Below are 9624 nucleotides of genomic sequence, written 5' to 3'. Positions count from 1 at the left end.
CAATGACCTGACGGCATTGCTTGGTGTCATAAGCTCCATCGGTATAAACAGAGTTAATCTGCTCATCTTGTGGAATCTGATTAAGTAAATCACCAAGCACCTGTGAATCACTGACATTATTGGTTGTGAGCTGAATAGCGCGTATTTGTAGGGTTTTGGCATCTATACCAATATGTAGTTTACGCCATTGGCGACGATATTCAGCTCCATGTTTCTTGCGTTTCCATTCGCCCTCACCTAGAAACTTCATGCCTGTAGAGTCCATGAGTAGATGCAGCCCATCGCTACTTTTTTGGTAGCTGATTGCAATATCAATATGCTTTTGTCTTCTACAAAGCGTACTGTAATCTGGTGCGGTCCAATTTAATCCGCAAAGTTTAATCAGACTTTGCACAAAGCCAGTGACCATACGTAAAGATAGACGGAATAAGGATTTAATCATTAAGCAGCATTGGATAGCTGCGTCGGAGTAGGTTTGATTTCGCCCTTGTTTGCCTTTTGATGGAGCATACCATTGCGTAGCAGGATCAAACCAAATGGCAATATTTCCGCGACTCATGAGTGCTCGGTTATATGCGGGCCAATTGGTTGTGCGGTAGATTTTGTGTGTAGGCTTCTTCATTTGAAAATTATATCGCTGAAAAAGCCTTTACAGATAGGTTTGTGCAACAAAGCCTGCTGAAATTATTGCCTCAATTGCGAGTAAGTCAGCCGGTCCAGGTACCCGCGCCAATATTGATGAGTTTACCGAAACCACCTCCAAAGCGATTGAAGAAGTTGGTGGGGCAGAAAAAGGTAAAGCCATTATTATCATGAATCCGGCCGAGCCACCATTGATCATGCGTGACACCGTATATTGTCTGGCTGAAGCCGGTGCAGATCAGGACGCGATTCGCCAATCTGTTAAACAAATGGCAGATGCAGTACAGGCCTATGTACCAGGTTATCGTCTCAAGCAGGAAGTCCAGTTCGAAGAATTCAATACCGATCGTCCTCTGAATATTCCAGGTCTCGGTCAACTGCCAGGCTTAAAAGTTTCAGTTTTCCTGGAAGTTGAAGGTGCTGCACATTATCTGCCGGCCTATGCAGGTAATCTCGACATTATGACCAGTGCAGCTTTGGCTGCGGCGGAGCGCTTTGCTGAAACCCATTTAAACAACGTACTGCAAGCAGAGACTGCGTAAGGAGAATTGCAATGTTTGATCAAGAAAGAAAAATCTATGTATCAGATGTGACCTTGCGTGACGGTATGCATGCCATTCGTCATCAGTATTCATTGGATCAGGTCCGTCAGATTGCTCGTGCCCTGGATGAAGCTGGTGTGGACAGTATTGAAGTTGCACATGGAGATGGTTTACAAGGTTCCAGTTTTAACTATGGCTTTGGCGCCCATACTGATCTGGAATGGATTGAAGCAGTGGCCAGCGAAGTCAAACAGGCTAAAGTTGCAACTTTGCTCCTTCCGGGTATTGGGACAGTGCATGATCTGAAAGCGGCTTATGATGCTGGTGCACGTGTGGTACGCGTGGCAACCCATTGTACTGAAGCCGATGTATCTAAACAGCATATTGAATATGCTCGATCATTAGGCATGGATACCGTTGGATTCCTGATGATGAGTCACATGAATACACCACAAGGTTTAGCTGAGCAGGGTAAGCTCATGGAAAGCTATGGTGCACAATGTATCTATGTGGTGGATTCAGGGGGTGCCATGAATATGTATGACATCGCTGATCGATTCAAAGCGATGAAAGATGTGTTAAACCCTGAGACAGAAACGGGCATGCATGCTCATCATAACCTGAGCTTAGGGGTAGCCAACAGTATTGTGGCTTTGGAGCATGGCTGTAACCGTATTGATGCCAGCTTAACCGGTATGGGAGCAGGTGCAGGTAATGCACCACTGGAAGTCTTTATTGCTGCTGTCCAGCGCATGGGGTTGAATCATGGTTGTGATGTGAAAAAACTGATTGATGCAGCTGAAGATATTGTCCGTCCATTACAGGAACGGCCAGTACGTGTAGACCGTGAAACCCTGGCGCTGGGTTATGCTGGTGTCTATTCGAGCTTCCTTCGTCATACTGAAACAGCTGCTGAAAAATATGGTCTATCTGCCTTTGATATTCTTGTCGAATTAGGTAAGCGTCGTATGGTCGGTGGTCAGGAAGATATGATTGTTGATGTGGCTTTAAATATGCTCAAATCTAAACAAGTCAGTCTCTAACTTTATAAAAAAGGACTCAATTATGTTGAGTCCTTTTTTAAAGCTTGGATTAAAATATTTGATTGAATTATTCAAGTTTTAATTATTTATAAAATAAATTAAATATATGAATTTTAAATAAAAAGAGGGCGTTTTTAAGTGAAACTTGCTAGGTTCCGAATTAATAATGAAATCTCATTTGGTTTAATACAAGGTCAATGTGTGATTGATTTTAATAAAATTAATTTACCCTATAGCGACTTACAAGAAATTATTCAAAATGGAAAAGAAGCTCTGGATGTTATTAGCCAATTCTGTGCCGGTAAATCAGCTCATTATAAATTATCCGATATAACCTTATTAGCCCCAGTTCCTCGTCCAGGTAAGTTTTTAGCAATAGGAATGAATTATAAAAAGCACGAAGAAGAGGCAGATCGGTTAGGAGTAGAAAAGCGTGCTTATCAAACCTGGTTTAATAAGCAAATTACATGTGTAAATGACCCATTTGGAATCATTGATCCGGGTGTGACTCAACAACTTGATTACGAGGTAGAGTTAGGGGTAGTTATTGGGAAAAAATCGAAGAACTTAACCCAGGAAAATGTTCGTGATTCCATTTTTGGTTACTTGGTTGTAAACGATGTGTCTGCTAGAGATTGGCAGTTTCATACTCCAACATTTACCATGGGTAAATCCTTTGATACGCATGGTCCAATTGGTCCATGGATCGTCACTGCAGATGAAATAAAAGACCCACAAAAATTAGAGTTACGATGTTATGTTAATGGAGAACTACGACAATCCAATAACACATCTGAAATGATCCATAGTATTAATGATCAACTCATTTACTTATCAACAGCATTTACTTTAGAGCCTGGTGATATTATCGCTACAGGAACTCCTGAGGGTGTTGGCGTGGCAATGAATCCTCAGGTATTTTTGCAAAAGGGTGATATTGTAAAATGTGAAATAGAAAACATTGGTTTTATTGAAAATAGAGTTTCAGCATAAATATTGGTAAAAATAACAATGAATTGTGAAGTCAGCCTGCTAGAATCACTTAAAGTCATCCAGCAGGTTGATTAGAAAATTTAAAAAGTTAGTACTAAAATTGGAAAACAACAATTACTCAAAATTAATTAACAGGCTCAATCTTTATCAGACTCGGTCTCATTGAGGATTTTTTTATGTTTATACCCGATCTGAGCTCGACTAATCCCAAGTAAACGAGCCGTTGCACATAAATTTCCTTCACAACGTTCAATCGCAGATTTCACGACTAGATTCTCTAACTCTTCTAAAGATACTTGTTTATCGAGAAGCTCATTAATAAACTCTTCCATGGGTTGATGAATAGCTTGAGAAATTTTACCTTCCCGATCCAAAACAGATATATTTTCGTCCAATAAGGTTGTATAAGAAGGAGGGAAAAGCATTGAGGCATCAATGAAACTATCTTGAGATGCCAAGATAATTCCTCTTTCAATCACATTTTCTAATTCTCGAATATTTCCAGGCCAATCATGAGACTGTAGTGCATGTTTAGCTTTATCTGTTAATCCTTTTATACGAAGGCCTTCTCTAGCTGAAAACTTGTCAATAAAGTTTTGTGCCAAAGCTAAGATATCATCTTTTCGCTCTCTTAAAGGTGGAATCTGAACTGGGAAAACATTCAAGCGGTAATATAAATCTTTTCGAAAAGTACCTTTAGCCACAGCTTCAGCTAAATCAACATTCGTTGCTGCAATCACCCTTACATTTACTTTGCGTGTTTCAGTACCACCTAAACGATCAATTTCACCTGACTGTAGCGCACGAAGTAAACGAGTTTGAGCTTGAAGGCTTAACTCACCCAACTCATCTAAAAATAAAGTCCCACCATCAGCTCGTTCAAATCGTCCTGCTCTTGAACTTTGGGCTCCTGTATAGGCACCTTTTTCTATACCAAATAATTCGGATTCAATTAAGTCGTTGGGTAGAGCACCGCAATTGACTGCTACAAAGGGGTGATTTGCTCGAGGGCTGGCATTATGAATTGCATTTGCAAATACATCTTTTCCGACTCCTGTTTCTCCCAATAAAAGCACGGTCACACTACTGGATGATGCTTTTTTTGCTAAAGCCCAAGCTTCTTGAAAATTCAAGGAATCTCCAATTACATCACTGGGTAAAATAGGATGGGGCAAAGCTTTTCTTAAGTCTTCAACTTGATCTTGTAAACTCAGAAGATTCTCTACAATTGAGTCCGATTGATAGTATTTGAGGTCTTCAGCTATATTTCCCCATTCCTCAAGTGGTTTACCAACAAAACGTGGACCTAAAGGTGTCGTTTCTATTTGTTTATGTAGAATGAAGCGATTCATAATGCCGCTTACATATCCTGTCGCATGACCTAATTCACACCATGCTACAGGCGAGTGATTAGCACCAAACAAGTTTTTATGGAGATAATGATCAAGGGAGTTTCGCCAAATAGCATCGATATAATATTTCCCATTTTTAATATCTATATGTGTATCTTTTAACTCAACTTTTACTATACCTTCTAAGGCATGCAGTAACGTCCCTTTATGCAATAGTTCTAAATCAGATAAACCTTGATAACTGGCCTTTACAATCTCTGCATCACGTAAGCCGGATGCATAACCTATGCGAGTCAGAACTCCACGAGTACGCTCAATGCCTAGAGTTTCAATTAGTTCCTTTCTTAAAGCTATTAATGCAGATGAATGCATTAACATCATACGTTCTTCATCTAACCAAATTTGTCCTGTTTCAAAAGAGAAGCGCAGTCTTGATGAGATTTCAGAAATGCCTGGTGAACTCTTATCCCAATCCTTGAGACGTATATTTTGAGTCATTTGAGTGTTCCTACAACTGATCTTATTATCTGTTCCTTGTATGAGAGCATACGGGCTAAGAGGTATAAGTCAATTGCATAAACCTTAATCCAAAAAAGAGTTTTGTTATCTAACTAGAAAGTATCTACAAAATCTGTGGCTATTCATGTTGAGGAAGAACTCATTACAAAATGTCGTCATCTGTATTAAAATAAGCAAAGAAAATATGTTTTGTTACATATAAAACGAATAAAAAGTCCTCAGTTCAATTTCCATTTGCGCAGGAATGGCCTTGTACATATGATGTACAATTAGCTATCCTTTTTGGAATAAAATTTATTAATTTCATATATTTATATTTGAGTTAAACAGACGCCACCCCACCAAATTTATAAATTCACATGACGTTATATAATGACTTATGAATTGGAAAGCCCAGATCTATAAAGGATTCAGGGCTTTTTTACGGGTACTTATAACGAATTATAAATATCTACAGCATTGCTTATCATGTATCACACTTTGTGTCATTCAATAATTATTGAAACCGCAGTGATACAAAAATGAAAAGATCCGATATTAAAAAGTGGCCGCTATCAGATACCATATTAGCTAATCTGGAACCTGAATCAAAAGAGTATCGGGAGCTGGACGGCGAAGGCTTATATTCCCGTGTAAAGCCTGATAGTAAAAAAGCGTGGTTATTCAGATACAAGAAGGCAAATGGCAAATGGTCGCGGCTTGGCATCGGTACTTATCCTGAATTGTCGGGAGCTGGCGCACGTAAAAAGGCCAGAGAAATCATTAAGGATATTTCACACGGCGATAATCCAATCATCACCAAGCAAGAACGTAAACGGCAAGAACTAGAACAGCACAATGCCACCTTTGAAGTTCTGGCCCGTGAATGGTTAGACACCAAAGCGAATACTTGGGTGCAGGACACGATGACCAGAAATAAAAGTGCATTGGAAAAACATGTATTTCCTGTTTTTGGCAAACGCCAGTACCTGCAGGACAGGACAAATATGATGCAATGGTATGCCAGCCATTTAGAAGAAATTGCAGATCAGAGCATTATCCAATTTAAAAAGGCTTGTGGCCCGACATCAGCCAAAACTTAAAAAGCAGATTAAAGATGAAGGTATTGATCTAATTACCTTATCATGGAAAGAACATGGGGCTTGTTCAATTATCCGTATCAAATGAATCTCATTTAAAACAACGCAATAAAATAGAAACCTTATTAAACCTGTTATAGGGGCAATACAATTTAGTAAAAATTAAAGCCCCTAATATTAATGGTTTTTTATGTGAGATCTATATCTCACTATGTGCATATAAATTGAGCCACCGAAATCATTCAGCAATTCAAATTATGGAGTCATTGGCTTAAACATGATTCATGTAATGATGATTATTTTGACTAAATCGTTATATGGGAAAATTCAAATAAAACATGAAACAATTTGTTAGTTTTTGTTAAATAATATTTGTCCATTGTTAAGGTTATATTAACTATCTAATTTTATTAAAAAAAAATCAAATAAATAGTTTGAAAGTAAAAAAAACTGTCTAGAATGTTGCAAAAGAAACTCAAAATATGGGGTGTGTCTTGATTCATAATCAGGATAAAGTAGTGTGGAATTTAGCATCCGGAACTTGGGTTCAAGATGACAAAGTCGGTTATACCTTAAAAAATACGCCGAATTTAAGAATTGCAGATCATGTGAATCCTCACTTTGTTAAGCAATTACTTAATTTGCCAAGTTTGGGTGCGAAAATGTATCCTTCTGAATTTTTGTATGATCCTGAAACGGGTAAGCGTCTAGAAAAAGCAAAAATCAATTCAGATTCATATTGGCTTGCACCTTATGGGCAAAGTTTACATTATGATGATGGTCGTCAATATGTGGATAATCACGGCTTGCAATTGAGTAGCCAACTCAAAGAATTAGAACGTAAACCTGATGTCAGTAATGATGCGCTACTGAAAATTAAAATGCCGCCAAGAGGAATTTTTGAATTTGTGTCTATTAAAACAGGTACAGATATTCCTCAGCTAATAGCATTGAATAAAGTAAATGGAAGTCTATCAATTTGGAGCCAATATAATAATGAATGGCTAGATTTAAGTAATCAAGGTCCGCGTTTAGAGCGCTGCCCAGAACCAATAGAAGAATATTTACACCTTTTAGGTGTTATGAGTGCAGATGGAACACCTCATTTATATATTCCGACTAAAGCTGGTTTGGCACGAGTTATTATTGATGGGTTATCGTTGAGATATCAGACGCAGTATGTGACTGAACATAATCCATGTTTGGGTATGCCTGTATATTGGAATAAAAAAATATTACAACCAATGTTGATCAATAATCAGCTGCAGGTTGTTGATGTACTTACTCGGCAGACATCAGTAGTAGTAAATAATCCAGCATCAGAAATTTATTTTGAAAAAGTAGTGTATGACAATAGACGTATTATTTGGATTGGTAAATCAGGCCAGTTGATTTTAAAATTTGAGGGGCTTGATAATCAAGAGCTAAGGGTCGTTTACGAGATGTGGATACCAGGATATAAGCCTGATTTTCGTTTTGGCGCACCTTATGATGATAGAAAAGGTAATTTCTACCAATTCTGTACAAGTCAGAATGCTGAGAAAGGACCTTGGTGTTATATCGAGCTCGATGCAGAAAAACCACATGTACAACCTTCTTTATTTCGTTTTACCACTGGCTTTTCAAAATTCTACCTGGGTGACAAACTTGACGTAAAAGATATTTGGAAAGAAAAAGTTGGTGTTGAACCAACACATCGTTTTACGGTTCCACTTATTGAGGATGAAAAGCACCAACTAATTTTAGGTTTTAGTTTTGATACAGATACAAATATAGGTATTGAGCAGAAACTTGCAGATGAGTCTAAACAGGATATTATGCTATTTATAGATACGCATGATGGGCTCATAGATTTTCATCGTGTTCAAGTTGAAAAGCCGTTGCAGTCAAGATTCTTTATTCATCAAAACATTTTGTATTTTTATAACCCTAGCTTAACTGAAATCTTAGGCTGGGAGCTTGCTGCATGAAGAAAATAGGATTAATGGCTTTAGTTAGCCTTATATCATCTTTGACTTGTGCAGGACAACATGCATTTTTAGTCCAAAACTCTGGTTGGATGGAACCCTTTTACCAAGATCAAAACTCGCAATTAAAACCACTTGTAAATGCTGTGGTTCAAACCGTCACGCAACCGAGTGACACTATTGCGGTAGCAATGTTTAACCAAAGCAATGCTGTGTCTAAATCACCTACGGTGATTTATCAAGGCGCCGGTAAACAAAATATTAGTCAGCAATTAAGCCAACAGAGCATCGCGAAAAAATCTGATAAAGCCTATGCAGATACCGATTTTAAAGAAGCTGTCGTTGCCACGATTACAGGTCCATTTGCGAAAAAGTCAGGCATTATTTGGATTTTTACTAACAATAAAAATAGTCCAAATAATGATGCGGCTACGGCTGAGCGCAATAAAGAATTCTATGAGCTGGTACATTTAGATCCTGCCATTAACAAAGTTATGGCATATCCATTAAAAATGCCTGTGCAAGGACAACATTTTAATGCATCTGGCTTAATGGTTTATGCCCTGGCTTATGGTGATCAGGCTGAAACTGAATTAAATCATTTGGTTCAATCAGGTCAAATGGAAAAGGTTTTCACCCAGCAACCTGCATTGTTAAAACCTTTAGACAAAGAACCAGTTCAACTCATTCCAACAGGTGTGAAAAACTCGTCTACGATTCATGCTTCTTTAGCATCTGATCAAAAAACCTTGGTTTTTAATTTAGAACCTAAAGATGTTATTCCTGAACTGAAGCTAACAGCAGATCTAAAAAACAAATTTTATCCTTACAACATTGCTGCAACACGCGTTGAAGCAAAGTTGAGATTGGCCAATGGTATGCAAGCACCGATTCAGATTTCTGAATCAGATATTCTTTTGATGACCAAAGACAACACGAAGCTAGAATTTCAAGTGCCAATTCCTTCGCATTTAATTGTGTCTCCATGGTCTTGGGAAGTGTTTAAGGCAATGGGTAAGGCAGTTACGATTCCTGCCAATATTGACGTGACTCTGTATGAGCAGAAGCTGAGCTTATCTGAAGATTTTAAACAGAATTTGCAAAATTTATTTCCTGGTGACCCCTTATCGGATGTCTTTGTTGCACCACAAAGTATTCAGTCTTCCACAGCCACAATTCCTGTGCAATTCCGTTTGCAATATCCATTATGGCCAGTTGTAGTCATGATTGCAGGGGTTTTATTGGCACTTGTATTCGGCATTTTGGCTTTGGCATTGAGTTCAAAACGTAAAAAATACGATGTTTGGGTTAATGGCTTGAAAAAACAAACCATCCAATTAAAACCATTTTCCAAGATGAGTGTTTATGGTGATTCAGGGGAAGAAATTGCGATTGTGAAACGTGGTATTTCAGACGCATCTGTTCAAGTTATAGATAAAAAATTTAGTGTAATACTTCGTTAAATAGTAAGTTTAATAAACATCCAG

At 38.1% G+C, this 9624-nt stretch carries 6 protein-coding genes and 3 pseudogenes; 7 read left to right on the top strand and 2 right to left on the bottom strand.

From position 1 onward, the window contains the following. Positions 1–622: IS5-like element IS17 family transposase (locus FTU42_RS12725; RefSeq protein WP_180083486.1), on the bottom strand; the 622-nt coding region annotated here is incomplete at its 3' end. A 58-nt stretch (positions 623–680) separates the two neighbouring features. On the opposite strand from FTU42_RS12725, the pseudogene FTU42_RS12720 reads away from it, so the two are divergent. The 3 genes and pseudogenes from FTU42_RS12720 to FTU42_RS12710 all read left to right on the top strand — a co-directional run. Next, positions 681–1184 (top strand): annotated as a pseudogene (locus tag FTU42_RS12720) (acetaldehyde dehydrogenase (acetylating)); the annotation flags it as partial. 11 nt (positions 1185–1195) lie between these two features. Then, positions 1196–2227, top strand: coding sequence for a 4-hydroxy-2-oxovalerate aldolase (dmpG, locus tag FTU42_RS12715; RefSeq protein WP_180083484.1), 1032 nt, complete (start codon positions 1196–1198; stop codon positions 2225–2227). Positions 2228–2428: 201 nt separating this feature from the next. Next, complete coding sequence (locus FTU42_RS12710; RefSeq protein WP_228127734.1) at positions 2429–3220, top strand: fumarylacetoacetate hydrolase family protein; 792 nt, start codon at positions 2429–2431, stop codon at positions 3218–3220. Positions 3221–3357: 137 nt separating this feature from the next. Here the strand turns inward: FTU42_RS12710 and FTU42_RS12705 are convergent, their stop codons facing one another. After that, a complete protein-coding gene (locus tag FTU42_RS12705; RefSeq protein WP_180083482.1) occupies positions 3358–5070 on the bottom strand; it encodes a sigma 54-interacting transcriptional regulator in 1713 nt (570 codons plus the stop codon). Between the two features lie 542 nt (positions 5071–5612). Here FTU42_RS12705 and FTU42_RS12700 point away from each other — a divergent pair. The 4 genes and pseudogenes from FTU42_RS12700 to FTU42_RS12690 form a co-directional block, all read left to right on the top strand. Further along, positions 5613–6113 (top strand): annotated as a pseudogene (locus FTU42_RS12700) (tyrosine-type recombinase/integrase); the annotation flags it as partial. A 52-nt stretch (positions 6114–6165) separates the two neighbouring features. Continuing rightward, positions 6166–6445 (top strand): annotated as a pseudogene (locus FTU42_RS14940) (IS982 family transposase); the annotation flags it as partial. A 243-nt stretch (positions 6446–6688) separates the two neighbouring features. After that, positions 6689–8140, top strand: a complete 1452-nt coding sequence (locus tag FTU42_RS12695; RefSeq protein WP_228127733.1) for a hypothetical protein — start codon at positions 6689–6691, stop codon at positions 8138–8140. Further along, positions 8137–9600: a hypothetical protein gene (locus FTU42_RS12690; protein WP_180083480.1), complete on the top strand. Its 1464-nt coding sequence runs from the start codon at positions 8137–8139 to the stop codon at positions 9598–9600. The genes FTU42_RS12695 and FTU42_RS12690 overlap by 4 nt, the downstream gene beginning before the upstream one ends. Positions 9601–9624: the final 24 nt, after the last annotated feature.

It is taken from the genome of Acinetobacter sp. YH12102 (genome assembly GCF_013419125.1).
GTDB classification, from domain to species: domain Bacteria; phylum Pseudomonadota; class Gammaproteobacteria; order Pseudomonadales; family Moraxellaceae; genus Acinetobacter; species Acinetobacter pseudolwoffii.
The sequence above is the reverse complement of the archived record's forward strand: the minus strand, read 5'-3'. Positions and strand labels throughout refer to the sequence as shown.

What these genes read in the sequence shown, in the direction of transcription:
- FTU42_RS12705 (WP_180083482.1), bottom strand. Translation starts at nt 5,070, where the DNA reads ATGACTCAAAATATACGTCTCAAGGATTGGGATAAGAGTTCACCAGGC.
- dmpG (WP_180083484.1), top strand. Translation starts at nt 1,196, where the DNA reads ATGTTTGATCAAGAAAGAAAAATCTATGTATCAGATGTGACCTTGCGT.
- FTU42_RS12690 (WP_180083480.1), top strand. Translation starts at nt 8,137, where the DNA reads ATGAAGAAAATAGGATTAATGGCTTTAGTTAGCCTTATATCATCTTTG.